26 protein-coding genes are annotated in these 25,500 nt (G+C 58.8%); 15 read left to right on the plus strand and 11 right to left on the minus strand.

Annotation, left to right across the window (positions count from 1 at the left end; genetic code table 11):
- Positions 1-51 precede the first annotated feature (51 nt).
- Genes K3J57_RS13920 through K3J57_RS13930 form a run of 3 tightly spaced genes read left to right on the plus strand, consistent with a single transcriptional unit; the run spans position 52 to position 2,363 of the window.
- On the plus strand, positions 52-711 hold the full coding sequence (locus K3J57_RS13920; protein ID WP_173486245.1) for a Tim44/TimA family putative adaptor protein: 660 nt from the start codon (positions 52-54) through the stop codon (positions 709-711).
- A complete protein-coding gene (gene mltA / locus K3J57_RS13925; protein ID WP_259796363.1) occupies positions 708-1,766 on the plus strand; it encodes a murein transglycosylase A in 1,059 nt (352 codons plus the stop codon). Before K3J57_RS13920 ends, mltA begins: the two co-directional genes overlap by 4 nt.
- A gap of 3 nt (positions 1,767-1,769) precedes the next feature.
- A complete protein-coding gene (locus K3J57_RS13930; protein WP_259796365.1) occupies positions 1,770-2,363 on the plus strand; it encodes a Smr/MutS family protein in 594 nt (197 codons plus the stop codon).
- On the opposite strand, the gene K3J57_RS13935 is transcribed toward K3J57_RS13930, so the two are convergent.
- The 5 genes from K3J57_RS13935 to K3J57_RS13955 form a co-directional block, all read right to left on the minus strand.
- Positions 2,360-3,463 carry an alpha/beta hydrolase gene (locus K3J57_RS13935; protein ID WP_259792538.1) on the minus strand — a complete coding sequence of 368 codons (1,104 nt, stop codon included), beginning with the start codon at positions 3,461-3,463 and terminating at the stop codon, positions 2,360-2,362. The genes K3J57_RS13930 and K3J57_RS13935 overlap by 4 nt on opposite strands.
- Positions 3,464-3,691: 228 nt before the next feature.
- Complete coding sequence (gene hslU, locus K3J57_RS13940; RefSeq protein WP_259796368.1) at positions 3,692-4,999, minus strand: ATP-dependent protease ATPase subunit HslU; 1,308 nt, start codon at positions 4,997-4,999, stop codon at positions 3,692-3,694.
- Positions 4,996-5,553 (minus strand): ATP-dependent protease subunit HslV, encoded by a 558-nt coding sequence (gene hslV, locus K3J57_RS13945; RefSeq protein WP_259796369.1) that lies wholly within the window; start codon positions 5,551-5,553, stop codon positions 4,996-4,998. Before hslV ends, hslU begins: the two co-directional genes overlap by 4 nt.
- A gap of 105 nt (positions 5,554-5,658) precedes the next feature.
- A complete protein-coding gene (gene hemH / locus K3J57_RS13950; RefSeq protein ID WP_259796371.1) occupies positions 5,659-6,693 on the minus strand; it encodes a ferrochelatase in 1,035 nt (344 codons plus the stop codon).
- Between the two features lie 70 nt (positions 6,694-6,763).
- Positions 6,764-7,594 carry a methyltransferase domain-containing protein gene (locus tag K3J57_RS13955; RefSeq protein WP_259796372.1) on the minus strand — a complete coding sequence of 277 codons (831 nt, stop codon included), beginning with the start codon at positions 7,592-7,594 and terminating at the stop codon, positions 6,764-6,766.
- 30 nt (positions 7,595-7,624) lie between these two features.
- On the opposite strand from K3J57_RS13955, the gene K3J57_RS13960 reads away from it, so the two are divergent.
- From K3J57_RS13960 to K3J57_RS13975, 4 genes are read left to right on the plus strand one after another with little or no spacing between them, the layout of a single operon-like run.
- Positions 7,625-8,341 carry a ComF family protein gene (locus K3J57_RS13960; protein ID WP_259796374.1) on the plus strand — a complete coding sequence of 239 codons (717 nt, stop codon included), beginning with the start codon at positions 7,625-7,627 and terminating at the stop codon, positions 8,339-8,341.
- A gap of 37 nt (positions 8,342-8,378) precedes the next feature.
- Positions 8,379-8,642, plus strand: a complete 264-nt coding sequence (grxC, locus tag K3J57_RS13965; protein ID WP_055187175.1) for a glutaredoxin 3 — start codon at positions 8,379-8,381, stop codon at positions 8,640-8,642.
- Entirely contained in the window at positions 8,642-9,460 is an 819-nt protein-coding gene (locus K3J57_RS13970; RefSeq protein ID WP_259792552.1) for a carbon-nitrogen hydrolase family protein, read from the plus strand. Before grxC ends, K3J57_RS13970 begins: the two co-directional genes overlap by 1 nt.
- Positions 9,461-9,919 carry a MarR family winged helix-turn-helix transcriptional regulator gene (locus K3J57_RS13975; RefSeq protein ID WP_173486235.1) on the plus strand — a complete coding sequence of 153 codons (459 nt, stop codon included), beginning with the start codon at positions 9,461-9,463 and terminating at the stop codon, positions 9,917-9,919.
- A gap of 90 nt (positions 9,920-10,009) precedes the next feature.
- Here K3J57_RS13975 and K3J57_RS13980 read toward each other — a convergent pair whose 3' ends face one another.
- On the minus strand, positions 10,010-10,210 hold the full coding sequence (locus tag K3J57_RS13980; RefSeq protein ID WP_259796375.1) for a hypothetical protein: 201 nt from the start codon (positions 10,208-10,210) through the stop codon (positions 10,010-10,012).
- 97 nt (positions 10,211-10,307) lie between these two features.
- On the minus strand, positions 10,308-11,054 hold the full coding sequence (gene ubiG / locus K3J57_RS13985; protein WP_259796377.1) for a bifunctional 2-polyprenyl-6-hydroxyphenol methylase/3-demethylubiquinol 3-O-methyltransferase UbiG: 747 nt from the start codon (positions 11,052-11,054) through the stop codon (positions 10,308-10,310).
- A 50-nt stretch (positions 11,055-11,104) separates the two neighbouring features.
- On the opposite strand from ubiG, the gene pip reads away from it, so the two are divergent.
- The 7 genes from pip (at position 11,105) to infB (ending at position 19,152) form a co-directional block, all read left to right on the plus strand.
- Positions 11,105-12,091 carry a prolyl aminopeptidase gene (gene pip, locus K3J57_RS13990; protein ID WP_259794963.1) on the plus strand — a complete coding sequence of 329 codons (987 nt, stop codon included), beginning with the start codon at positions 11,105-11,107 and terminating at the stop codon, positions 12,089-12,091.
- A gap of 111 nt (positions 12,092-12,202) precedes the next feature.
- Complete coding sequence (locus tag K3J57_RS13995; protein ID WP_259792557.1) at positions 12,203-12,832, plus strand: CDGSH iron-sulfur domain-containing protein; 630 nt, start codon at positions 12,203-12,205, stop codon at positions 12,830-12,832.
- A 166-nt stretch (positions 12,833-12,998) separates the two neighbouring features.
- Positions 12,999-13,613, plus strand: coding sequence for a class I SAM-dependent methyltransferase (locus K3J57_RS14000; protein WP_259796379.1), 615 nt, complete (start codon positions 12,999-13,001; stop codon positions 13,611-13,613).
- A 184-nt stretch (positions 13,614-13,797) separates the two neighbouring features.
- On the plus strand, positions 13,798-14,382 hold the full coding sequence (gene rimP / locus K3J57_RS14005) for a ribosome maturation factor RimP (RefSeq protein WP_259796381.1): 585 nt from the start codon (positions 13,798-13,800) through the stop codon (positions 14,380-14,382).
- A 2-nt stretch (positions 14,383-14,384) separates the two neighbouring features.
- Entirely contained in the window at positions 14,385-16,001 is a 1,617-nt protein-coding gene (gene nusA, locus K3J57_RS14010) for a transcription termination factor NusA (protein WP_173486231.1), read from the plus strand.
- Between the two features lie 23 nt (positions 16,002-16,024).
- Positions 16,025-16,663, plus strand: coding sequence for an RNA-binding protein (locus tag K3J57_RS14015; protein ID WP_055187185.1), 639 nt, complete (start codon positions 16,025-16,027; stop codon positions 16,661-16,663).
- Positions 16,660-19,152: a translation initiation factor IF-2 gene (infB, locus tag K3J57_RS14020; protein ID WP_259785385.1), complete on the plus strand. Its 2,493-nt coding sequence runs from the start codon at positions 16,660-16,662 to the stop codon at positions 19,150-19,152. Before K3J57_RS14015 ends, infB begins: the two co-directional genes overlap by 4 nt.
- Positions 19,153-19,311: 159 nt before the next feature.
- Here infB and K3J57_RS14025 read toward each other — a convergent pair whose 3' ends face one another.
- The 4 genes from K3J57_RS14025 to K3J57_RS14040 all read right to left on the minus strand — a co-directional run bounded on the left by K3J57_RS14025 (position 19,312) and on the right by K3J57_RS14040 (position 22,509).
- The gene (locus tag K3J57_RS14025; RefSeq protein WP_173486229.1) at positions 19,312-19,452 is read right to left on the minus strand and encodes a hypothetical protein; all 141 of its coding nucleotides are present in this window, start codon (positions 19,450-19,452) and stop codon (positions 19,312-19,314) included.
- 264 nt (positions 19,453-19,716) lie between these two features.
- Entirely contained in the window at positions 19,717-20,115 is a 399-nt protein-coding gene (gene mutT / locus K3J57_RS14030) for an 8-oxo-dGTP diphosphatase MutT (RefSeq protein WP_055187475.1), read from the minus strand.
- Positions 20,116-20,305: 190 nt separating this feature from the next.
- Complete coding sequence (gene argJ / locus K3J57_RS14035; RefSeq protein ID WP_259796382.1) at positions 20,306-21,607, minus strand: bifunctional glutamate N-acetyltransferase/amino-acid acetyltransferase ArgJ; 1,302 nt, start codon at positions 21,605-21,607, stop codon at positions 20,306-20,308.
- 11 nt (positions 21,608-21,618) lie between these two features.
- Positions 21,619-22,509 (minus strand): peptidylprolyl isomerase, encoded by an 891-nt coding sequence (locus tag K3J57_RS14040; protein ID WP_259796384.1) that lies wholly within the window; start codon positions 22,507-22,509, stop codon positions 21,619-21,621.
- Positions 22,510-22,688: 179 nt separating this feature from the next.
- On the opposite strand from K3J57_RS14040, the gene secA reads away from it, so the two are divergent.
- Positions 22,689-25,382, plus strand: coding sequence for a preprotein translocase subunit SecA (gene secA, locus K3J57_RS14045; protein WP_259796386.1), 2,694 nt, complete (start codon positions 22,689-22,691; stop codon positions 25,380-25,382).
- Positions 25,383-25,500: the final 118 nt, after the last annotated feature.

Consider the following 25,500-nt stretch of genomic DNA (forward strand, 5'->3'; position numbering starts at 1 on the left):
CATATGTTTCCGGTGAACGTGTTTCCAGAGCGTCCAGAAAATGAGGTCCATATGAGTTCTCCCCTGATCCAGCTTTTGGTGCTGGCCGGCATTGCGCTATTCCTGATCCTGCGCCTGCGCGATGTGCTGGGCACACGCGAAGGATATGAAAAACCGCAGGTAACGCGGCAGGACAATCCACGCGCCACGCGGGGGAGTTTCGAGGTCATCGAAGGTGGACCGGACAGTGACATCACCGACCACGTAGAAGAGAACTCGGAGGCCGCCCGTGCGCTGGTGGCGATGAAGGCGCTGGAGCCTGATTTCTCGGTCGGAGAGTTCCTGGGCGGCGCGCGCGGCGCTTACGAAATGATCCTGATGGGATTCGAGGCAGGTGAAATGGCGGATATCAAGCCGTTCCTGTCGGACGATGTTTATGAAAGCTTTGCCATGGTGGTCGAAAGCCGCCGTGAGCAGGGTCTGACGATCGAGGCCAGTTTTGTTGGCCTGCGTGAGCTGAAGCTGGAAGATGCCACCTTTGATCCCGCCACAAATGAAGGTGAAATCACCGTGCGATTTGTGGGCGAGCTGACCTCGGTTGTGCGTGACAATGGCGGTGAGATCATCGAAGGCAACCCGAATGAGGTGAAGCGCCAGAAAGATATCTGGACCTTTGCCCGCAAGATGGGCACCGACAACCCGAACTGGCAGCTGGTGGCCACTGGCGGATGATCTTCCGGGGGCTGGCATGTGCGCTGGCCCTTTGGGGCGGCCCTGCGTTTGCAGGTCTTGGGGATAAACTGCCCACCGATGCGCGTGTGTCCGTGCTGGAGTTCACCGAGCTGAATGGCTGGGCCGCTGACGATCATGATGCGGCCCTTTCCGTTTTCATCGACACTTGTATTGATCTGGATGAACCGCTTTGGGCCCCCCTTTGCGCGGTGGCGCAGCGCCATTCGCTGAGTGGAGGGGCCGGGCGCGCTTTCTTTGAGCTGTTTTTCCGCCCGGTGCTGATCGAGAACGGGATGGACCCGCTGTTCACCGCATATTACGAGCCGGAGATTGCGGGGTCGCGCCTCAGGACCGAGACATATCGCTATCCTGTCTATCGCAAACCCAGCGGCCTTCCCAAAGGGCAGCCCTGGCGCACCCGGCGTGAGATTGAGGAAGGCGGCGCGCTGGCTGGGCTTGGGCTGGAAATTGCCTGGGTGGCGGATCCGGTTGACCTGCAATTCCTGCAGATCCAGGGCTCGGGCCGTATCCGCCTGACTGATGGCAGCGCCATCCGTCTGGGATATGGGGGAAATAACGGCCACGCGTTCAAGTCGCTTGGGAAAGAGATGGTGCGGCGCGGGATTTATAATCCGCATCAGGTTTCGCAGGCGGTGATCCGCAACTGGGTCAAACGCAACCCGGTGGATGGGCATGATCTGCTCATGTCCAACAACTCCTATGTGTTTTTCCGGAAACTGGAACAGCTGCCCCGTGACAAAGGCCCTTTGGGGGCGATGAACCGATCCATAACCGCGCAGCGGTCGCTGGCGGTTGACCCGAAATATACGCCCCTGGGGGCGCCGGTCTGGCTGGAGAAATCGGGGAAAGAGCCCTTCAGCCGTCTGATGGTGGCTCAGGATACCGGGTCGCGGGTCAAGGGCGCGCAGCGGGCGGATATTTTCTGGGGCACGGGGAAACAGGCGGGCATTCTGGCAGGTAAGATCCGTGACGGGGGGCGGATGTATGTTCTGATGCCGATCCAGCGCGCCTTTGCGCTTGAGGTTGAGGAGTGATCCATGGCCCGACGTCCGCGCAAGCTGAATGAAGAGGAAAAGGCGCTCTGGCAGAAAGTGGCTGAGAACACGCAGCGCCTGCACCCTACCCGACCGGAAACAGGCACTCTTCCTGCGGAAAATACAAGGCCGGCCCCCAAACCCCCCGAGGTCAAGACCCCTCGTTTTCGGATTGGAGAGGCCGCACATCCCCGCAATGCAGGGCATGATCTTGCCCCCCCTGTGTCGGATCAGATCGCCCAGCAACGTCTGGCCATGGACAAGAAAACCTTTGGGCGGATGAAGAAGGGGCGCCTGTCACCTGAAGCCCGGATCGACCTGCATGGCATGACAATTGCCCAGGCCCACCCGATCCTGACCCGCTTTATTCTTGAGGCGGTGGCGGATCAACGGCGGCTGGTTCTGGTGATCACCGGGAAGGGCAAGCACCGGGACGAGGGCGGACCCATTCCCGTGCGTCACGGGGTGCTGCGTCATCAGGTGCCGCATTGGCTGCATATGCCGCCGCTGAAACAGCATGTGTTGCAGATATCAGAGGCGCATCTGAAGCATGGCGGCCAGGGGGCCTATTACGTCTATCTGCGCCGGTTGCGTTAGCCATCGTCCGGCTGGCTGGGATTGCCAATCACCAGCTTGGTGGCGTTCTGCACAACAAGAACCGTTCCCGGCAACAGGTTCGGACCGCGTGTCTTGCCGATTGTCCCCACCAGATCAGGAACCGAGAGGATCAGTTTGAGAAATCCGGGGGAGGACAGCGCGACATTGTGATCCGCCAGCCCGTCTGAGAAGGCGGAGATATCGACAAGTGTCACATCCAGATCCGCAAGGGGGCCAATATCTTCGGCATTGCCAAGCCGGGCAGTTTGTCCGGTCAGCCCGGCCGAAAGGCGCAGTGCCTTGTCCTTGGTCGAGCTGAAAATATAGAAAGGCTGCGGCAGTTTCTCGATCCGCTTGGCCTGCTGGCGAAACAGGTCAATATCAATATCCGGTGACAACAGAAGGACACCGCCGATCCGTTGCATCACCGATGTTTCATTGGAAATTGCCAGCTGACGCAGGCTTTCCATGGTCAGCAGCGCGCCCATCGAATGGCCGATCAGGATCACCTCTTTCACCCCGGAACGCAGCGTGGCGCGGATCAGCTCTTCCAGCCCGTCGCGGGCATAGAGCATGCTGTCCCGATCATAGCCATATCCCAGCGGGTGCCCGGCGCTGGGCCAGGAATAGTGGATTGGCAGAAAGGGCAGATCCAGGTCTTCGACCAATTGGGCAAAACGATAGAGCCCTTCGGAGAAAGTGTTGTTGAACCCATGCACAAAGATGGTCGCAACCCGCTCATCCCCCGTGCGCCCCCGCAGCGCCTTTTGCACAGCCTTGGTAAAGCTGCTGCTGTCCCGGTAGCTGGCGAAATCATCGACGAGGAAATGCTTGGCGGGGTCCGGCGTTGCATTGTGAGGCCAGGTCACGCTGCCGGTTTCACGCTCGGGGGGAACGGAGACATCCACCCGGCCAAAGACCAGCTCTTCGCCGCGATTTCCGGTGGGGCGACCGATAAGCAGGTCGAACTCTCGTGAGGTACCGATAAAGATCTTCTGCACGTTTCCGACCTCACCCGCGCCGGCATATAGGGTGATTTCACCCCGCGGAGCGCAGGCCATCAGCGGAAAGAAAATGAAAAACAGAATAAATCGGCGCACGGTCAATCACTCTCAAAGTGTTTCGGAACAGGCATGAGATACGGGAATATATCGAAATGCCCTGTTATTGATCTCTTTCACCACGTTCCTGTCTTTCCCCGCGATAGGTTAAAACCGAAACGCATTCAGCGGAATAGAAATGAGTATAGCTGAGAAATGAAAAAACGCCGCCCTGATCCGGGCGGCGCGTTCATTTGTCTGAAACTTGTGCCTGATCGGGCGCAGATGTCAAAGGACGTACCGGCTCAGATCTGCGGATTTCATCAAGGAGCCCAGGTTGTCATCCACAAAAGCACGATCCACGGTGACAATCTCGCCACTGCGATCCGGGGCTGAGAAGCTGAGCTCCTCAAACACGCGTTCAAGCACGGTATAAAGGCGCCGGGCACCGATATTTTCCACATCCCGGTTCACGTCAGCGGCGATCTTGGCAAGGGCCGCGATACCGTCTTTGGTGAACTCCACATTCACGTTTTCCGTGCCCATAAGCGCGGTGTATTGCAGCGTCAGGGCATTGTCGGTTTCGGTCAGAATGCGCACGAAATCCGCTTCGGTCAGGGCGCGAAGCTCAACCCGGATCGGAAGACGCCCCTGCAGTTCCGGCAGCAGGTCAGAGGGTTTGGCAATGTGAAATGCCCCCGAGGCGATGAACAGGATATGGTCGGTCTTGACCGCCCCATGTTTGGTCGAAACGGTGGTGCCTTCGATCAGCGGCAACAGGTCGCGCTGCACGCCTTCGCGTGACACATCTCCGCCGCGGGCTTCCTGACGGGCGCAGACCTTGTCGATTTCATCAAGGAAAACAATGCCGTTCTGCTCCACCGCTTCCAGGGCGGCCTTGGTGACGGTTTCGTCATCCAGAAGCTTGTCGGCCTCTTCCCCCAACAGCACGTCATAGCTTTCGCGCACGGTCATCTTGCGCCGCGTGGTCCGCCCGCCAAAGGCCTTGCCGAACATATCCCCAAGGTTCAGCATTCCCATGCCCTGACCCGGCTGTCCCGGCATGTCGATCATCTGCATCGGGTTGGAATTGTCCACCACGTCCAGCTCGATCATCGTGTCGTCAAGCAACCCGTCCCGCAGTTTTTTGCGAAACATCTCGCGCGTGGCCTCGCGGGCATCACTGCCGGCAATTGCTTCGATCACCCGCTCCTCGGCGTTTTCTTCGGCCCGCGCGCGCACATCTTCGCGCATATGGTCACGGGTCTGGATGATGGCCGCATCCACGAGGTCGCGGATAATCTGTTCCACATCCCGGCCCACATACCCCACCTCGGTGAATTTCGTGGCTTCGACCTTGATGAACGGCGCGCGCGCCAGCTTTGCCAGCCGACGCGAAATCTCGGTTTTGCCGACGCCGGTCGGCCCGATCATCAGGATGTTTTTCGGATAGACCTCATCGCGCAGATCAGCAGAAAGCTGCTTGCGGCGCCAGCGATTGCGCAGCGCCACGGCAACCGCGCGTTTTGCATCGTTCTGGCCGATGATGAAGCGATCCAGTTCGGATACGATTTCACGGGGGGTCAGGTCGGTCATTTGCAGATTTCCTCAACCGTCAGATTGCCATTTGTATAGACGCAGATATCCGCCGCAATCGCCATGGCCTTGCGCGCGATGCTTTCCGCGTCCAGATCGCTTTCCATCAATCCGCGGGCCGCCGCGAGGGCAAAATTGCCGCCAGATCCGATGGCCGCCACATCATGTTCCGGCTCCAGCACATCCCCTGCCCCGGTGATCACCAGAAGCTCGCTCCCGTCGGTCACGATCAGCATCGCTTCGAGTTTTTGCAGGTATTTGTCAGTGCGCCAGTCCTTGGCCAGCTCAACAGAGGCGCGCGCCAGTTGTCCGGGCGTGGCTTCCAGCTTGGCTTCCAGACGTTCAAGCAGGGTAAAGGCATCGGCGGTTGATCCTGCAAAGCCCGCCACCACATCAAATCCGCCGGGGCTGAGCCTGCGCACCTTGCGCGCGGAGCCTTTGATCACGGTCTGGCCCAGGCTGACCTGCCCGTCGCCTGCCACAACCACCTTGTCCCCTTTGCGCACCCCAATGATCGTGGTGCCGTGCCAGCCGGGAAAGTCCGTATCCGCCATAATGCCTCCAAATCCGTTTCCCCCTATATGGAGGTGGGGCACGGGGCAGACAAGTTCTTGTTCCTGAAAAGCTGTGTCACGAACCAGGGGCGGTCGTGATACGCCTTAGTCGAGCCAGCCCCGCAGGTTGCGTTCCGCCACACCGACCAGCGCCTTGATATGGGCGTCATCATCATTCAGGCAGGGGATATAGGTGAAAGTTTCACCGCCCGCCTCAATAAAGGCTTCCTGGATCTCTTCCTGAATTTCCTCAAGGGTTTCAATGCAATCAGCCGAGAAGGCCGGGGCGATCACCGCGATGTTTTTCTTGCCGGATTTCGCCAGCCGCGCCACTTCTTCGACCGTATAGGGTTTCAGCCACTCTTCGGGACCGAACACGGATTGAAAGGTGGTTGTGATGTCTGTGTCGCTCCAGCCCAGCCGCTCGCGCAGCAGGCGGGTGCTTTTCTGGCACTGGCAATGATAGGGGTCGCCTTCGGTCAGGTAGCGGATCGGCATGCCGTGATAGGACACAACCAGAAGATCGGGCCGTGTGTCGAGCGCCGCATATCCCCGCTCAACTGACTGCGCCAGCGCGTCGACATAGGCCGGGTCGTCGAAATAGGGTTCGATGGTGCGCGACGCAGGCTGCCATTTCTCTTCCATCAGGGCGCGGAAAAACTGGTCATTTGCGGTGCCCATCGTGGCGCCGGCATATTGTGGGTAAAGCGGGAAAAACAAGACCCTATCACAGCCGTTAGAGACCATTTCAGACAGTTTCGACTTGGTGGATGGATTGCCATATCGCATACAGAAATCCACCATCACCCGATCGCCGTAAAGTTCTGCCAGTTCAGCCTGCAGCTTGGCCACCTGCAGCTTGGTGATGGTCATCAGCGGACTTTCCCCAAGCTCCTCATTCCAGATCGACTTATAGGCTTCGCCCGAGGATTTCGGACGTTTGGTCAGGATAATGGCCTGCAGAATCGGCTGCCATTTCCAGGCCGGGTAATCAATCACCCGCTTGTCAGACAGAAATTCGTTCAGATACCGACGCATTGACCAGTAATCATAGCCATCCGGGGTGCCCAGATTGGCAAACAGAATGCCCACTTTCCGAGGTTTGATGGTGGGGTGGTCTGTGGGTTTCTCCATGATCATTGGCTTGCTCCTGCGCGCATATTCTTGATCTCAGATAGCGGCTTTTCGGGTTGCGTCAATTGCTTCGGCTCTATTTCGGGAGTTTTGTCTCATCTGTGCCAAGGGCATCGGCCAGCCTTGCGGCGGCGGATCCCGGCCGAAGCGGTTTGGGTTGGCTGTCATCCGGGGCCCATCCGGTCAGGGTGATGAACTCAAACGTTGCTGAAATGCGACCCTGTTCCGCCGGAAAATGCGATTTGTAATGCTGATCAGCGGCGATGAAAAAGCGGCGCGGCAGTGGCAGGGGATTACGTTTGGCAAGCGCGTTCCGCTCTCCCATCAGGCGCAGATCCGCCATCAGCGCAAACAGGTCCTTATAGGATACGGTTCGCGGGGCGCTGTCTGCCACCGGAAGGGCGAACCCCGCGCGCTGCAGCAAAGCCCCCAAATCGCGGATTTCCCCCATTGGGGCAACACGAGGAGACAGCCCGCCCATCATTTTGGTCTCTGTTTCAGCCAAAACAGCGCGCAGTTCGGCCAGGGTTTGCCCGCCGAAACACACACCGAGAAACAGGCCATCGGGTTTCAGGGCAAGTCGTGATTGGATGAGTTGCCCAACCGGATCATTGGCCCAGTGAAGCCCCATCGCGTGGATCACCAGATCATAGTGACCCGCCTTCAGCGGCAGATCATCCCGGTCATCGACAAGGGTGGCTTGGGGGAAGGCGGGCCCCCAGATCTGTGGGAAACCGGTGACAATGGCGATGTTTTTAAACGTTCTGTTAACCATATCCAGGCGATCATGGACCTCATCCACCGCAAGGGATTGCAGGAACATCCCATCCGCGTGGGACCGGGCCCGGTTGCGGGCCAGGCGTTCGGGGTCGGTAAGGGCGTTGGGCATCTGGCTTGCTCTGGTCATAAGCTGGGACCATAGAAGGAGAAACAGGAAATGCAATCCGCGCTTCGTCTGTTGTATCCGCCTCAATGCGTGTGCTGCGGTGATCAGGTGGAAAGCGAGTTTGGCTTATGTGGCGCCTGTTGGCGGGACACCCCGTTTATCGAAGGGGTGGTGTGTGATCTGTGTGGTGCCCCCCTGTTGGGAGAGGAAGACCATCATGTCAGCCATTGTGATGATTGCCTGAAAACGGATCGTCCCTGGGCGCATGGGAGGTCGTCCTTGCAGTATCGGGACAATGCCCGGCGCATGGTGTTGGCATTGAAACATGGCGACCGGACCGATCTGGCGCGCCCGGCGGCGGGTTGGATGGCGCGGGCAATTGCCCCTGTCCTGCCCCCAAATGCGCTGATTGTGCCGATTCCAATCCACTGGACCCGCCTTCTCAAACGGCGGTTCAACCAAGCGGCGGAGCTTGGCAGGGCCCTGTCCGACCGGCTGGAGCTGGAGTTTGCGCCCGATCTGCTGATCCGCCCGCGACGCACATCTGTCCATGATGGGCTGTCGGCAGATGAAAGGTTTGAAAACATGAAAGGCGCGATCAAACCCCAGCCGAAACGGCAGTATGCCCTGTCTGGACGTCACATCCTTCTGGTGGATGATGTGATGACATCCGGGGCCACTTTTTCTGCAGGAGCGGACGCTTGCCTTGATGCCGGGGCCGCGTCGGTCACGGTCTTGTCATTGGCACGCGTTGCGAAAGAGCCCTGACATCCTATATATCCTTGGCAACAAACCGAGGATAGTCATGCAACCCGTTACCATTTACACCAGCGCCCTATGTGGCTTCTGTCACGCGGCAAAGCGCCTTTTGAAGCAGAAAGGCGTGTCCTTTGATGAGATTGATGTGGGGTTTGATCCGGCGCGTCGGCAGGAAATGATGGCGCGTGCAAATGGGCGTCATACCGTGCCGCAGATCTTTATTGGCGACAATCATGTTGGCGGATGTGACGACCTTTATGATCTGGACCGCGCCGGTAAGCTGGATGGCGCCCTGACCGGGGGGCTGTGATGAAAATCGGGTTGGTGCAAATGACCTCGGGTGAGGATATGGGCGCCAACCTGACCTCAACCCGGAGTGCTTTGCGTGCGGCGGCGGCGGGTGGGGCCGGGTTTGTGCTGACGCCAGAGGTTACCAACCTGCTCTCCTCTTCGCGCAGAACGCAGGCGGCGCAGATTTCCCACGAAGAAGACTGCGCCTTCCTGCATGAAATTCGGGAGGAGGCCCGGGCGCTGGGCATCTGGGTGTTGCTGGGATCGCTTGCGGTGAAAACCCATGACCCGGACGGGCGGTTTGCCAATAGATCCTTCCTGATTTCGCCCCTTGGCCAGATCACGGCCAGGTATGACAAGATCCACATGTTTGATGTCGAGATCAATGCGCAGGAAAGCTATCGCGAAAGTGCCCATTACAGGCCCGGTGAGCAGGCCGTTCTGGCCGAGACGGATTTCGCGCGGATCGGCATGACGATCTGCTATGATATCCGGTTTCCGCATCTCTACCGGCAATTGGCGCAAAACGGTGCCGAGATCCTGACCGTGCCCGCTGCTTTTTCCCCGGTAACAGGTGCGGCCCATTGGGAAACACTGCTGCGCGCGCGGGCGATTGAGACCGGTTGTTTCGTGCTGGCGCCCGCTCAATGTGGGCAAAATACTGAAAAGCGTGCGACATTTGGACATTCACTGGTGGTTGCGCCCTGGGGGGAAATTCTGGCAGATGGGGGGGAGAAACCCGGCGTCACTCTGGTCGATATCGACCTGAATGAGGTAAAGCGGGCCCGGGCGCGTGTGCCCTCTTTGACCCATGATCGCAAATATGAAGGCCCCTGAATGTCCGACCAAAGCACAAATCAAAGCAGGGATAACCTTTCTGTCGCGCTGTTCAGCGAGATGTTCATGGCCGATCAGTTGGCCCGCAACCGCCTGTCGAAAGCTCTGCCCAAGGGGATGGAGCTGAGCCACTTCTCCGTTCTGAATCACCTGGCACGGTCAGGGGAAGAGAAAAGCCCGGCGCAGCTGGCAAAGGCGTTCCATGTGACCCGCGGGGCGATGACCAACACGCTGAACAAGCTGGAATGGGCAGGGCATATCCATATCCGTCCCGACTGGGATGATGCGCGGCGTAAGTTCGTCACCATTTCCCCCGCCGGGCGGGCGGCGCGGGATGCGGCGCTGCAATCCATCACTCCGATCATTGGCAATATGGTGACCAAAATCGGCAAGGACCGGGTGAAGCAGGCCCTGCCCGTGCTGCGTGAAATGCGGCAATTGCTGAGTGAGGCGGAATGACGTCGCTGGCGTTTTCCAGCGATCTCCCCGCGATCTCATGATGCGTTTCGGTTGATGGGCGGTTGCGACACTGCCCGGTCACGCAACGCTTTAGTCCTTTCCAGCCTTGCGCCGCATGCGCCGGATTGACCGGCTCATGATCTTCTGACGCTCCGAGATCGTTTCATCCAGACTGCGTCGCTTGCGTTCAATCCGTTCTTCCAGAACCAGCAACCGCGCGCGCTCTTCCGGCGTGACATGGTCGCGCCAGGAGCTGTGGGTGCGGATCAGGTTCTCGGTTTTGTCGCTCATCTTCCGTGGGTGTATATGTACAGTGGGTGCCGCTTTACGGAAAACAAAACAGATTTACACGAATTCAGGAAAACCCGTTTGTTTTCAATATATTACACTAGTCTCTATTGGGTTTCACGCTGGCAGTCACATAATTTACCGACAGGTCCCGATCCGAGATCGACCATTGCCAGGAAATCGGGTTGAACACAAACCCCTTGCGGTCCACCACCCGCAACATGCTTTCTGCCAGCAGGTCCTCAAGCTCATCAGGGGTGATGAATTTCGACCATTCATGTGTGCCTTTGGGCAGCCAGCGCATCACATGTTCGGCGCCCACGATCGCAACCATGAAGCTTTTCGGATTGCGGTTGATGGTGGAACACAGGAGCAGCCCGCCGGGTTTGAGCAGGTTCTGGCAGGAGACCAGGAATGCCAGCGGATCGGCCACATGTTCGATCACTTCCATATTCAGCACCACGTCGAACCGTTCGCCTGCCTCTTCGATCGCTTCGGCGGTGGTGTGGCGATAGTCGATCTCAAGCCCCATCTCTTCCGCATGCGCCCGGGCCACCGGGATATTGCGTTCGGTGGCATCCGCTCCCACCACATCCGCACCCAGCCGCGCCATCGGTTCCGACAAAAGCCCGCCGCCACAGCCGATATCGAGAATGCGCAGCCCGGCAAAGGGTTTGTCATCGGACAGGTCCCGGCCAAACTCTGCCGCGATCTGGCTGGTGATGTAATCCAACCGCACCGGGTTCATCATGTGCAGCGGTTTGAACTTGCCGGTCGGGTCCCACCACTCCGCTGCCATGGCGGCGAATTTCTCCACTTCGGACGGGTCAACAGAGCTCTGGGTCATCTCACGTCTTTCTGATAGCAGGGGCCTGAATGGCGTTATATAGTATTTCCATGGACAAGGCCGCAGGAAAAAACAGCACAGCCGGAGGGCTGTATCCCCCGATTGAACCATATGATCGGCATATGCTGGATGTGGGGGATGGTCACAAGCTTTATGTTGAGCAAAGCGGCAATCCGCAGGGGATGCCGGTCGTGGTGTTTCACGGTGGACCGGGGGGTGGCAGCTCCCCTCAGATGCGCCGGTTTTTTGACCCGAACGCCTATCGGATTGTCCTGTTTGACCAACGCGGATGTGGCCGGTCGCGCCCACATGCCGAGATTGACGCCAACACCACCTGGCATCTGGTGGCTGATATCGAGCATATCCGCCTGACCCTTGGCATTGATCGCTGGATCATTTTTGGCGGCAGCTGGGGCGCAACGCTTGCGCTGATCTATGCGCAGGCCCATCCGTCACGGGTGGCGTGGCTGGTGTTGCGCGGGGTGTTTCTGGCGCGCAAGGCTGAGCTGGATTGGTTCTACGGGGGGGGCGCTGGGCGGTTCTGGCCCGAGCTGTGGGATGACTTCACGTCGATGGTGCCGCCTGACGAACATGAGGATCTGATTGCTGCCTACAACCGCCGCCTGTTTTGCGGCGATTACGCGCAGGAGGTGCGGTTTGCCAAGGCCTGGGCCGGGTGGGAAAACGCGCTTGCCTCGATCCAGAACCGGGGCCACATGGTGGATGCGCCGGCAGATTACGCCCGTGCCTTTGCCCGGCTTGAAAACCACTATTTCGCCAACGGGGCCTGGCTGGAAGAGGGGCAGATCCTGCGCCATATGCCAAAGATTGCCCATGTGCCCGGCACGATTGTGCAGGGGCGTCATGACATGATCTGTCCGCCCGGATCGGCCTATGAATTGCACAAACGCTGGCCCAGCTCGACCCTGCGCATGATCCATCTGGCCGGGCACGCGCTGTCAGAGCGTGGGATCACGGATGAGCTGACTTACACGATGGACAAGCTGGCGCGCCAACGCGACACGCTGGGTGTCTGACACCGGCTTTGGTGCGCCCGCGCAGGCCATTCTGTGCGCCCTGCCCTATTGTGCAAATCCGCCTCTCTGCGCAGACTGGTGGGGCAGCCAATCTGGATGGGAGGAGAGACCATGGCAGATCAGCCGAAAATCGAGGCACGCGACAACGGCCCCCTTGTGGCCAAGGGTATCAGCAGTCTGGAAACCGCAGCCGGCCAGGCGGAAGAATGCAAGCCAGTCATGGGCCTGTGCCGATGCGGCCAGTCGAAAAACAAACCTTATTGTGATGGCAGCCATGTCGAGGCCGGGTTTGACAGCAGCCCTGGCACGCCCGCAGGGCGCGACCGGCTGATTGCCTATGAAGGGGCCGAGGCCACGGTTTATTACAACCCGATGCTGTGTTCCCACGCCGCCGAATGCGGGCGGATTGCCAGAAACATCTTCAATCCAAATGAAAAGCCCTGGGTGCAGCCGGACAGGGGCACGATGGAGGAACTGCGCGCAGTGGTCACCGCCTGCCCCTCTGGCGCGCTGTCCCTGAAAGGCGCGGATGGCGCCGCGGAGCATCTGGTGCCGGATGGCCCGCAAATCCGCGTCGAAAAAAACGGACCCTTGTGGGTGCATGGTGTGGAGCCGCCGGTCTTGCCAAAGGGCGAAGGGCAATCTGCGCAGAAATATGTGCTCTGCCGTTGTGGCCTGTCGGGCAACAAACCCTTCTGTGACGGGTCGCACCGCGACGCGGGGTGGAAAAGCGACGACTGACACCCCATCTCCTCTACAAATTGCATTTGTAGGTTGATTAAAGCGTTTCGACTTATTGTTGGGTCACCACAATAGGTCGAAACGCCCACCACATATAATTGTTTCGCGCGTTTCGTGTTCACGCTGTGGCTCAACGTAAACTCGAAACGCTTTAAAGGAGTGGCGCATGATCGCGGCGGATGATTTCTGGAATAAGATTGCCGAGAAATATTCTCGCGATCAGATCAAGGATATGGCGAGCTATGAATACAAGCTGGCCAAGACGCAGGACTATATGCGGCCTGACATGGCGGTGCTGGAATTTGCCTGCGGCACCGGGTCGACCGCGCTGATCCACGCGCCCCATGTGGCAGAATATCACGCGGTGGACCTGTCGTCCGAGATGATCCGTATTGCGCGGGCCAAGGATGGCGCGGATAAGATCAGGTTTGAGGTGGGCGATTTCACCACCATGGCGCTGGAGCCGGAAAGCGTGGACATGGTGCAGGGCCATTCGATCCTGCACCTGCTGGACGATCCTGCCGCCGCGATCCGCAAAGCCTATGACACGTTGAAACCCGGCGGGGTGCTTGTCACCTCCACCGCCTGCCTGGGCAAGCTGTGGTGGCTGAAACTGGCCCTGCCGATTGCGCAGATGCTGGGCAAAGCACCCTCCGTGACATGGTTCACCGAAGACGCCCTGCGCCAGATGATGCGGGACGCGGGGTTTGAGATTGTCGAAGACTGGAAACCCGAAGGGGGCATTACCGCACTATTTCTGATCGCGAAGAAGCCGGAATAAGCGCTGAAATGGGGGCAATGTCCCTGCCCCCTTGCATTTCCCGTCAATCCCGCCTATATCCCAATTCAACAGCGGCGCGTCGGGGTCCAAACTCGAAGCTCCACCGGTAAGACGAACGGGCCCGCTGGCCCGTTTTTTTGTTTTTGGGGGATTGGTATCCCGATCGCCCCGATAGGAGAATACAGTGACCGAACTGGTTGCCAAAACCGCAATGGATCAGCGCCTTGCCGGCATCGTCGGCCCGGTGATCGAAGGCATGGGATTTGAATTGGTGCGCTTGCGTTTGCAGGGCAGCAATACGCCAATGCTGCAGATCATGGCCCAGCGTCCCGATGGCGGGATCGAAGTGGATGAATGCGCCGAGATCTCAACCGCGATCAGCGCCGTGCTCGACGTGGAAGACCCGATTGAGGACAATTACACGCTTGAGGTCGGATCCCCCGGCATCGACCGCCCGCTGACCCGGCTCAAGGATTTCGACGCCTGGCAGGATTACACCGCCAAGATCGAAACCACCGAACTGATCGACGGGCGCAAGCGCTTCAAGGGCACCCTGATGGGGACCGAAGGCAATGAAGTGCTGATCGAAATTGAAAACCAGGGCGAGATGGTCACCATCGGCCTTGACTTTGACTGGCTGGCGGATGCCAAGCTGATCATGACCGATGAGCTCATCCGTGACGTGCTGCGTGCGCGCAAGGATGCGGGCCAGATCGACGAAGCCCAATTTGACGAAATTCAGGAAATCACCGGTTCCGAGGAGGACTGACCATGGCAATCACGTCTGCCAACCAGCTTGAACTGCTGCAAACCGCCGAGGCCGTGGCCCGCGAAAAGATGATCGACCCGGCGCTGGTGATCGAAGCGATGGAAGAAAGCCTCGCACGGGCCGCCAAATCGCGTTACGGCGCGGAAATGGACATCCGCGTGTCGATCGACCGCAAGACCGGCCGCGCCACCTTTACCCGCGTGCGCACCGTTGTGGCGGATGAGGAGCTGGAGAATTACCAGGCCGAGTTTACCGTCGAACAAGCCAAGCAATACATGGAAAACCCGCAGGTGGGTGACGTGTATTCGGAAGAGGTTCCGCCGGTTGAGATGGGCCGGATCGCCGCCCAGTCCGCCAAGCAGGTGATCTTGCAGAAAGTGCGCGAAGCTGAACGCGATCGTCAGTTCGAAGAATTCAAAGACCGCGTTGGCACCATCATCAATGGTCAGGTCAAACGCGAAGAATATGGCAATGTCATTGTCGACGTCGGCACCGGCGAAGCGATCCTGCGCCGCAATGAAAAGATCGGTCGTGAAAGCTATCGCCCGAATGACCGCATTCGCTGCTATGTCAAGGATGTGCGCCGTGAAACCCGTGGTCCGCAGATCTTCCTGTCGCGCACCGCACCGGAATTCATGGCTGAACTCTTCAAGATGGAAGTGCCGGAGATTTATGACGGCGTGATCGAAATCAAGGCCGTGGCCCGTGACCCCGGTTCGCGCGCCAAAATCGCCGTGATCTCCTATGACAGCGGCATTGACCCGGTGGGGGCCTGTGTCGGTATGCGCGGCTCGCGCGTGCAGGCGGTTGTGAATGAGCTGCAGGGTGAGAAAATCGACATCATCCCGTGGAACGAAGATCAGCCGACCTTCCTTGTGAACGCGCTACAGCCGGCCGAAGTGTCGAAAGTGGTGCTGGATGAAGAAGCCGGAAAGATCGAAGTTGTGGTGCCGGATGAGCAGCTGTCGCTGGCCATTGGCCGCCGCGGTCAGAACGTGCGTCTGGCCTCCCAGCTGACCAACCTCGATATCGACATCATGACCGAGGCAGAAGAGAGCGAGCGTCGCCAGAAGGAATTCGCCGCCCGCACCGCGCTCTTCATGGAAACCCTGGATCTGGACGAGTTCTTTGCCCAGCTTCTGGTGGCCGAAGGCTTCACCAACCTCGAAGAGGTCGGCTATGTCGAGCTGGATGAACTGCTGGTCATTGACGGCGTTGATGAAGGCACCGCGCAGGAATTGCAGGCCCGCGCCCGTGATTATCTGGAAGCTCAGGCTGCCAAGGCCCTCGAAAACGCCCGCGCAATGGGCGCCGAGGACAGCCTGATTGCGTTCGAAGGTCTGACCGCGCAGATGGTTGAGGCCCTGGCAGAAGACGGTGTGAAGTCGCTGGAAGATTTTGCAACCTGCGCTGACTGGGAACTGGCCGGTGGTTGGACCACCGTGGATGGCCAACGCGTCAAGGATGATGGCTCGCTTGAGAAATTCGGCATCTCGTTGGAAGAGGCACAGGATATGGTCATGACCGCCCGCGTCATGCTGGGCTGGGTGGACCCGGAGGAACTGTTGCCCGAAGCCGAGGAAGGTGACGAGGAAACCACCGAGGAGGCTGAGGCCTGATTTCAGGCCTCAGAGGTCGGCGCATGACGCGCGGTGGATCAAAATCGCGGCCCCAAGAGCCGGAACGCAAGTGCATCGCCACGGGCGAAAGCCAGCCAAAAGCGGGGCTGATCCGCTTTGTGGTGGGGCCTGACGGCATGGTGGTGCCTGACCTTCTGGGCAAGCTGCCCGGGCGGGGCATTTATGTGGCTGCCAACCGGGCGGCCATTGCCACGGCGATCAAGAAAGGGCTGTTTTCGCGCGCTGCGCGCCAGCCCGTGACGGTGCCGGATGGGCTCCTGGATCTGCTCGAAAAGGGCTATGCCGACCGGGTGGTCCACCTGATCGCCATGGCACGCAAAGCAGGTCAGGCGGTGGCCGGATATGAAAAGGTCAAGGACTGGCTGGCCAAGGATGAGGCCAAGGTTCTGATCCAGGCAATTGACGGGTCCGACCGTCAGAAATCGAAATTACGCCCCCCTCGGGAGCGTGACCGTTACATCAACTGCCTGACCGGGGATGAGCTCGGATTGGCGTTTGGACGGGAAAATGTGATACATGGTGCTCTTGCGGCTGGTGGTTTGGCCTCTCGTGTTGTAGAGGAAGCCAAGAAATTGACAGCCATGCGGGCGCTAGACAGCGGCGGTGACAAGGGTCACCGGAAAGGTACGAAGACCAGATGAGCGATAATGACGGCAAAAAGACCCTCGGCCTGCGCGGAAGCCGCCCAGGTCAGGTGAAGCAGAGCTTCAGCCACGGGCGCACCAAGAATGTCGTGGTCGAAACGAAACGCAAACGCGTTGTTGTCCCCAAGCCGGGTGCGGCTGCGGGGGGTGCTGCCTCGCCCGCAAAAGGTGATCCCAAGAAACGCCCCGGCGGCATTTCCGATGCGGAAATGGAACGTCGCCTGAAGGCGCTGCAGGCTGCCAAGGCCCGTGAAAGCGAAGAGGCCGCCAAGCGTGCGGCTGAGGAAAAGGCCCGCGAGGAAGAGCGTCAGCGTCGCCGCGAGGAGGCCGAGGCCAAAGAGCGTGAAGAACGCGAGCGCGAAGAGGCGCTGAAAGCCAAGGCTGAGGAAGAAGCCCGCAAGAAACGCGAGGCCGAAGAGGCCGCCAAGCGTGCCAAGGCGGCTCCGAAACCGGATCCGGCTGCAGCGCAGGCTGCTGAGGCACGCACGGCCAAAACCCCCTCTTCGACCACCCGGTCCAAGAAAGATGATCGTGGCAATGCCGACGCCGCCCGCCAGAACCGCGGCAAGGGCAAAGGTGACGACAACCGCCGTTCAGGCAAGCTGACGCTGAACCAGGCCCTGTCCGGTGATCGCGGTGGCCGCCAGCGGTCGGTTGCCTCGATGCGCCGTCAGCAAGAGCGTGCCCGTCAGAAAGCCATGGGCAATGTTGAACGTGAAAAGGTCGTGCGTGACGTGCAGGTGCCTGAGGCCATTGTGGTGTCAGAGCTTGCCAACCGTATGGCGGAACGCGTGGCGGACGTGGTCAAGTCGCTCATGAAAATGGGCATGATGGTTACGCAGAACCAATCCATCGATGCGGATACTGCGGAACTGATCATCGAAGAATTTGGCCACAAGATTGTGCGCGTTTCGGATGCTGACGTTGAAGACGTGATCGATCAGGTGGAAGACAAAGAGGAAGACCTGCAGCCGCGCGCTCCGGTCATCACCATCATGGGCCACGTTGACCATGGTAAGACCTCGCTTCTGGACGCCATTCGCGATGCGAAAGTGACCGCAGGTGAAGCTGGTGGCATCACCCAGCATATCGGTGCCTACCAGGTGAAAACCGATGATGGCGTCACGCTGAGCTTCCTCGACACGCCGGGTCACGCGGCCTTTACCTCGATGCGCGCCCGTGGGGCCCAGGTGACGGATATCGTTGTTCTGGTTGTGGCCGCGGATGACAGCGTCATGCCGCAGACGATCGAAGCCATCAACCACGCCAAGGCCGCTGAAGTGCCGATGATTGTGGCGATCAACAAATGCGATAAACCCGCTGCCGACCCGGACAAGGTGCGCGCTGAACTTCTGCAACATGAAGTGATCGTTGAGAAAATGTCGGGTGAAGTGCAGGATGTTGAAGTGTCCGCCATCACCGGTCAGGGTCTTGATGAGCTTCTGGAAGCGATTGCGCTGCAATCTGAAATCCTTGAGCTTAAGGCCAACCCGGATCGTGCCGCCGCAGGTGCCGTGATCGAAGCCCAGCTGGATGTTGGGCGCGGTCCGGTCGCCACCGTTCTGGTGCAGAACGGGACGCTGAAACAGGGTGATATCTTTGTTGTGGGCGAACAGTGGGGCCGTGTGCGTGCGCTGGTCAATGACAAGGGTGAGCGCGTGAAAGAAGCTGGCCCGTCGGTGCCGGTTGAGGTGCTTGGCCTCAACGGGACCCCGGAAGCGGGTGACGTTCTGAACGTTGTGGAAACCGAGGCGCAAGCCCGCGAGATTGCAGAATATCGCGAACAGGCCGCCAAGGACAAACGCGCCGCCGCCGGTGCGGCGACCACGCTGGAGCAGATGATGGCCAAGGCGAAAGCCGATCAGGATGTGGCGGAACTGCCGATCCTGGTGAAGGCTGACGTGCAGGGCTCTGCCGAGGCGATCGTTCAGGCGATGGAGAAGATCGGCAATGACGAGGTGCGCGTGCGCGTGCTGCACTATGGTGTGGGCGCGATCACGGAAACCGATATCGGCCTTGCCGAAGCCTCGGGTGCGCCGGTGATCGGCTTTAACGTTCGTGCCAATGCGCCGGCCCGCAACAGCGCCAACCAGAAGGGTGTTGAGATCCGTTACTACTCGGTCATCTATGACCTTGTGGATGATGTGAAATCGGCGGCCTCAGGCCTGCTGTCTGCGGAAGTGCGCGAAAACTTCATCGGTTACGCCGAGATCCGCGAAGTGTTCAAGGTATCGGGCGTCGGCAAGGTTGCCGGCTGTCTGGTCACCGAAGGTGTGGCCCGCCGGTCCGCTGGTGTGCGCCTGCTGCGCGACAACGTGGTGATCCACGAAGGCACGCTGAAGACGCTGAAACGCTTCAAGGACGAGGTCAAGGAAGTGTTGTCGGGTCAGGAATGCGGTATGGCATTTGAGAACTACGACGACATCCGTCCGAATGATGTGATCGAGATCTTCGAACGTGAAGAGATCGCCCGCACCCTGGACTGATCCGGATGGATACCAACGCAAAAGGCGCCCCGCTGAGGGCGCCTTTTTTGTTTCAGTTGCTGTATTCAGTCAAAGGCAGAGATCGGTTCCCCGCATTTCGCGTCAGGCTTCTGTTGTCAGCTTTTCGCAAAACGCTTTACGTGACGCGGGCCGGATATGTCAGGCCGCTTTGTCCTGCGTCACAGGATGCCCGACCATCAGCCTGCCATCAACACGCAGCACCATGCGCCCATCTGTCAGTGTTTTCACATATTGGCCCTGTGCCATGATACGGCTGCCAATCATAATTGTTCTCAACATGACCACATCCCCCATAGTCATTCTGGCGTCTTTGGAAAAACGCGTGGCATGCGTTTGCTCCGAAAGGTCGCAATATTAAATCCTTCGCGCTCTATCGGTTTTCCCGGGTCTCAGGATGAAACCAATATGCTTTAGATTGATGACACCAGTGTAGTCTGAAACCTAGCATTGTGTAGGGTTTTCTTAAAATTCGCTATTTTTGGGGATATTGAGCGAAATTTCGCGCCAATCCGGGGATTGGCGGCGATTTTCGGAGGGGCCGGGTCACAACCAGTCGCGCAAAATGGGAATCAACGGCAGGTCCGCTGGCGGCATTGGATAGTCGCGCAGGGCTTGCGGGCGCACCCATTTCAGCACTTGCCCCTCACGGGGATGCGGCTGCCCGTTCCATTTGCGGCAGGCAAAAACCGGCATCAGCAAATGGAAATCATCATAGGAATGGCTGGCGAAGGTCAGGGGCGCAAGGCAGGACGACCAGGTGTCAATGCCCAGCTCCTCGTGCAATTCGCGGACCAGGGCGGCCTCCGGCGTTTCCCCTGGCTCGACTTTGCCGCCGGGAAATTCCCAAAGACCGGCCATGGATTTGCCTTCCGGGCGCTGTGCCAACAGGACCCGCCCGTCAGCGTCAATCAGGGCCACGGCAGATACGAGGACGGTTTTGATGCTCATCTGATTTTCCAAATACGCGGTAACAAAACCAGAATACTAGAAAACGAGTTTTCTGGTTTTGTTAAGCAAAGGTTAAAGCGTTTCGATTTTAACCTGAGACAGGGAAAACCGAAACGTTGCAATAGATCTCAATGTCGTGGGTGTTTCGGAATAAACATGTGTCACAAGTTTATCCCGAAACGCTTTAAGACCGGTAGTCGGCGTTGATCTGGATATAGGCATGGGTCAGATCGCAGGTCCAGACCGTGCTTTTGCCGTCCCCAAGGCCGAAATCGACGGAAATCACGATCTCATCTCCTTTGAAACAGGCAGCACCGTCTTCCTCGCGGTAATCCGGAGAGACCCAGCCTTTTTCCGCAACCAGCACATCGCCAAAGGAAATCGACAGCTTGTCGCGTTCCGCATAAGCGCCGGATTTTCCGATCGCCGCCACGATGCGGCCCCAGTTCGGGTCCTCACCAGCGACCGCGGTTTTGACCAAGGGTGAGTTGGCAATGGCCAGTGCATGGGTCTTTGCGTCGGCGTCGTTTCTGGTGCCGGTCACGCGAATCTCGACGAATTTGGTGGCCCCTTCGCCATCGCGCACCACCTGATGCGCCAGATCCAGCATCACCTCGTTCAGCGCAGAGCGAAAGGCCTCGTTGCTCTGGTCAACCTCAATGTCAGACGCGCCTGTCGCCGCCAAGAGCAGCGTGTCCGAGGTCGAGGTGTCGCTGTCCACCGTGATGGCGTTGAACGTGGTGTCGGTCAGGTCCGACAGCATCGCCTGCAGGTCATCCTGCGCTACTTTCGCATCGGTGAAGATGAACACCAGCATGGTGGCCATGTCCGGGGCAATCATGCCGGATCCCTTGGCGATACCTGCGATATGCACGATGCGATCACCGATTTTCACCTCGGCCTTGGCGCCCTTGGCAAAAGTATCAGTGGTGCGGATGGCCTGGGCGGCGCTTTCCATCGCATCCGGAACCAGCAACCCTTTCAGTTCATCAATTTTGGCAATGATCCGATCATGCGGCAGCGGCTCTCCGATCACGCCGGTGGAGGCGGTGAACACGCGGTTGGCCGGGACGTTCAGCGCGTTTGAAACCGCCCCGGTGATCGCCTCGACCGAGCCGGTGCCTGCTGCGCCGGTAAAGGCGTTGGAATTGCCCGCATTGACCAAAAAGGCCGCACCTTCAGCCGTGTCTCCGCCCAGCTTGGACTGGCAATCCAGAACGGGAGCCGAGCGGGTGGAGGATTTGGTGAAGGCACCGGCAATGGTGGTGCCCGGTGCGAGCTCCGCCAGCATCACATCCAGACGGTCCGCATATTTCACACCGGCCTTGGCCGCTGCAAACCGCACGCCTGCGATAACCGGAAGGTCAGGAAAGCTGGCCGGTGCAAGCGGTGAGATTGCATTCACGTGGTTCTTTGCGGCCGCAAGCTTTTTCTTCAGCTTTTTGACCTTCTTTTTCAATGCTTTGATCTGGTCTGACTTGCCCATGATACTTCCCTTTATTTCCCGAGCAGGGACAGGTTGCCAAGTGTTTCGGGATCAACGGTTTCGAGGTCGATCCGTTTGATCGTGGCCGCTTCGAGCAGGCCTTGCACCGCCTGTTCGACCGCGTCGTTTTCGATTTTCGCAGTCAGTTCCTCACGCACTTCATCAAGGGTGGGGGCCCCTTTGACGCGACTGTCATTCAGCTTGACCACATGCCAGCCAAACTGGGTTTCAACCGGGGCTGAGACCTGACCGGGTTCAAGGGCCACCACGGCTTCTTCGAACGGTTTGACCATCATACCCGGCCCAAACCAGCCCAGCTCGCCGCCATTGGGACCCGATGGGCCGGTGGAAAACTCCTTGGCCAGTTCGGCGAAATCCGTGCCGGCTTCCAGCTTGGTGAGCAGTTCCTTGGCGGCCTCTTCGGTCTCAACCAGAATATGTGAGGCGTTGTATTCCGGGCTGGGCTCGGCGTTGGCAAAGACCTCGTCATAAGCGGCCTGAAGGGCCTCTTCGGTGACGGCAGTTGCAATCACCGCGTCGATCTTTTCTTCGGCCACCATGGCGCGGCGCTGGTTTTCAAGCTCCAGCTTGGCGCGGCGGCTGAGTTCGCCCATGGCCTGCCCCAGAACGGTCTGCTGGATCACCTGTTCCAAAAGCCCCTGCAGCAGCACTTCGTTGGGCAGGGTCTGATATTGCTGTGGCAACGCCTGACGGGCGACGATCAGGTGGCCGAGGGTGATGTCATCGCCATTCACTGTGGCCAGAACGGTGGACCCGGTGGCATCGATCTTTGCCACTTCCGGGGTCTCCTGCGTGTCGCTTGCAGTTTCTTGTGCAAGGGCCGGAACCGCCAGCATGGCAGCGAGGGCGGTTCCCAGCAGGATTGCGTTGCGTTTGACCATGGAATTCTCCTTCCAAGCGCGCCGGGGGCCCCGGCAACATTGACTATTTTGCACCTGACGCTTACATCGCTTTGAGGCTTGAGTGCGCTGGTTCTCATGCCCCTAGATAGGGGGCGGAGCGGGGACGGGCAAGAACCCTCTGGTCTGACCAGCGACAAACCGTATTGAGGCACAAAAATATGCTTGGAAAAATCGCGCGCGCCGTGTTTGGCACCCCTAATGATCGCAAGATCAAGGCGATCCGCCCGATCGTGGCAAAGATCAACGCGCTTGAAGAAGAATTTGCAGCCCTTTCGGACGATGAGCTCAAGGCAAAGACCGAAGAATTCCGATCCCGCGTGGCGGAGGGCGAGAAACTGGATGCCCTGCTGCCCGAAGCCTTTGCCAACTGTCGCGAGGCGGCCCGGCGTGCGCTGGGTCTGCGCGCCTTTGACACCCAGCTGATGGGCGGGATTTTCCTGCATCAGGGCAATATCTCGGAAATGAAAACCGGTGAGGGGAAAACCCTCGTGGCGACCTTCCCGGCCTATCTGAATGCGCTGAGCGGCAAAGGTGTGCATGTGGTGACGGTGAACGATTACCTTGCGCGCCGGGATGCTGAATGGATGGGCAATGTCTTTGCCGCGCTGGGCATGACCACCGGTGTGATCTATCCCCAGCAGGAGGACAAGGAAAAGCGCGCCGCCTATGCCTGTGACGTGACCTATGCCACCAATAACGAGCTGGGCTTTGACTATCTGCGCGACAATATGAGGTCCGACCTCAAGGAAATGGCGCAGCGCGGTCACAATTTTGCGATTGTCGATGAGGTGGATTCGATCCTGATCGACGAGGCACGCACGCCGCTGATCATTTCCGGCCCGTCCGAAGACCGGTCCGAGCTTTACGTGACCATCAATGGCCTGATCCCGGAACTGAGGGAAGAGCATTACACGCTGGATGAAAAAGCGCGCAGTGCCACCTTTACCGAGGAAGGCAACGAGTTTTTGGAAGAGCTGGTGCATGTGAAGGGGCTGCTGCCGGAAGAGCAGTCGCTTTATGACGCGGAAAGCACCACCATTGTGCACCACCTGAACCAGGGTCTGCGGGCGCATAAGCTGTTTGCGCGCGACAAGGATTACATCGTGCGCAATGGCGAGGTGATGCTGATTGACGAATTCACCGGCCGGATGATGGAAGGGCGTCGCCTGTCCGATGGCCTGCATCAGGCGATCGAAGCGAAAGAAGGCTGCAAGACCCAGCCGGAAAACGTGACCCTCGCCTCGGTGACGTTCCAGAACTATTTCCGCCTTTATGACGTGCTGTCCGGCATGACCGGTACCGCGCTGACCGAGGCTGAGGAATTTGACGAGATTTACGGTCTGGGTGTGGTGGAAGTGCCCACCAACCGCCCGATTGCCCGGATTGACGAACATGATGCGGTGTATCGGACCAGCGCCGAGAAATACCAAGCCATCGTGGAAGAGATCAAGAAGGCGCATGAAAAGGGGCAACCGACCCTGGTCGGCACCACCTCGATCGAGAAATCGGAATACCTGTCGCAGCTTCTGGATCAGGCCGGTGTGAAGCACGACGTCCTGAATGCTCGCCAGCACGAGCGTGAAGCGCAGATCGTGGCGGATGCCGGTAAGCTTGGCGCCGTGACCATCGCCACCAACATGGCTGGCCGCGGGACCGACATCAAACTGGGTGGCAATGTCGAATTCAAGATCATGGAAGCGATTGAGGCCAACCCGGATGCGGATCCCGCTGATATCCGGGCACAGGTTGAAGCTGCCCACAAGGATGACGAACAGGCGGTGAAGGATGCAGGCGGTCTGTTTGTGCTTGCGACAGAGCGCCACGAAAGCCGTCGGATCGACAACCAGCTGCGGGGTCGTTCGGGGCGCCAGGGGGATCCGGGGCGCTCGGCGTTCTTCCTGTCGCTTGATGATGACCTGATGCGGATCTTCGGTTCTGAACGTCTGGAAAAGGTGCTCTCGACCCTGGGTATGAAAGAAGGCGAAGCAATTGTGCACCCCTGGGTGAACAAATCGCTGGAACGCGCGCAGGCGAAAGTGGAAGGGCGCAACTTCGACATCCGCAAGCAGCTGTTGAAATTCGATGACGTGATGAACGATCAGCGTAAGGCGATCTTTGGTCAGCGTATGGAAATCATGGAGGCCGAGGACCTGTCAGAAATCGTGTCTGACATGCGTCACCAGATGATCGACGATATGGTGGATGGCTATCTGCCGCCAAAATCCTATGCGGATCAATGGGATACCGAGGGCTTGTATGCAGCCGTCATTGAAAACCTGAATTCCGATCTGCCAGTGATCGACTGGGCAAAGGAAGAGGGGGTGGATGACGATGTGATCCGCGAACGGCTTTGTGACGCCTCGGACGAAATGATGGCCAAGAAAGCCGCTGATTTCGGTCCCGAGAACATGCGCTCGATCGAAAAGCAGATCCTGTTGCAGACCATCGACACGAAATGGCGTGAACATCTCCTGACGCTGGACCACCTGCGTTCGGTTGTCGGGTTCCGCGGGTATGCCCAGCGTGATCCGCTTAATGAATACAAGAATGAGGCGTTCCAGCTGTTTGAAAGCCTTCTGGATGGCCTGCGTCTGGATGTGACCAAACGCCTGTCGCAAATTCGCCCGATGAGCGAAGAAGAGCAGGCGGCCATGATGCAGCAGATGATCCAGCAGCAGCAACAGAACATGGCGGCAGCGGATGCGGCTGAGCAGGCAATGGAACAGTCCCAAATTCAGGAGGCTGAAGGGTTTGACGAAACGAACCCGGCCACCTGGGGCAACCCGTCTCGGAACGATGCCTGCCCTTGCGGATCGGGCAAGAAATTCAAGCATTGTCACGGCAAACTCTGAGCTTTCCATAACCGTTTCATGTCACGCCCCGGTGCCTTCCCGCCCCGGGGCGTGTTTTTGTTTCAGATCTGGCAAAAATAAGACGTGATTGTTTAGCGTTCTGAAAACAAAGCGAAAA

The sequence above is a fragment of the Aliiroseovarius crassostreae genome (assembly GCF_025137635.1).
Taxonomy (GTDB): Bacteria; Pseudomonadota; Alphaproteobacteria; order Rhodobacterales; family Rhodobacteraceae; genus Aliiroseovarius; species Aliiroseovarius crassostreae.